The 931-nt window shown below is 67.1% G+C and carries 2 protein-coding genes; both read right to left on the minus strand.

Features of this window, described 5'->3' with window-relative positions; genetic code table 11:
• The coding region (locus L0C60_RS12700) for a 30S ribosomal protein S15 (protein WP_243092921.1) at nt 1-98 on the minus strand (98 nt) is incomplete at its 3' end.
• Nucleotides 99-160: 62 nt separating this feature from the next.
• Nucleotides 161-931, minus strand: a 771-nt coding sequence (locus tag L0C60_RS12705) for an MFS transporter (protein WP_243092920.1), incomplete at its 5' end; no start/stop codon positions are given.

Raw genomic sequence — 931 nt, forward strand, 5'->3', positions numbered from 1 at the left:
GTGAGGAGGGCCACCTGCACCTCGGTGCTCCCCGTGTCCCCGGGGAAACGGGCGAACTCTTCAATAACCTTCTGCTTTTCTTCCTTGGTGATGGGCATCTTTACCTCCGTCAGGGGGGAAGGCGCTTTGAGCCCCTTCCTCCTCAAAGCCCCTCAGGGCCTCAACCAGGATAGGCCCCTTTGGCCTTTCCGTCAAGGAGAAAGAGGAAAAGGGCGAGGAGGGCGAGGCCCGCCCCCACCCCGAAGGCCACCTCGGCGCCGAAAGCCTGCCAGAGGAGCCCAAAAAGGAGGCTTGCGGGGAGAAGGAGCACCCCCACCACGGTGTGGTAGAGGCCAATGGCGCTGGCCTTGGCCTCTGCTGGGACCAAGGTGGCGAGGTAGGCCCGGCTACTCCCCTCAAAGGCGGCGGAGTAGAGGGCATAGAGGAGCAAAGAGGCCACGCCCCAAGGGGCGCTTTCCGCCCAGGCGAAGCCCAGGTAGACCAGGGCGTAGACGAAAAACCCCAAGGCCACCACCCGCCTGAGGCCCAACCGGTCCGCCAGGCTCCCCAAGGGGTAGGAAAGGAGGGCATAGAGGAGGTTGTAGGCGGTATAGGCCAGGGCCACCGCCTCTTGGGAAAGCCCGAGGTCCTTCAGGCGGAGGAGGAGGAAGGCGTTGGAGGACAGGGCCAAGGCGAAGAGGCCCGAAAGGAGGAGGAAGCGGCGGTAGGCGGGGGGCATGGCCCTAAGGCGGAGGGGAGGGAGGTGGGAGGAGGGGGGCCTCGAGGCGGGTTCCCGCACCAGGAACAAGGCCAAGAAGGCCAGGCCCGCGGGCACGGCAGAGGCCCAGAACACCCCCCGCACCCCCACGTGGGGGAGGAGGAGGTAGGCCAAAAGGGGCCCTAGGGTGGCCCCCAAGGTGTCCAGGCCCCGGTGGAGGCCGTAGGCCCGGCC

Origin of the sequence: Thermus hydrothermalis, assembly GCF_022760925.1 — a bacterium.
GTDB classification, from domain to species: Bacteria; Deinococcota; Deinococci; order Deinococcales; family Thermaceae; genus Thermus; species Thermus hydrothermalis.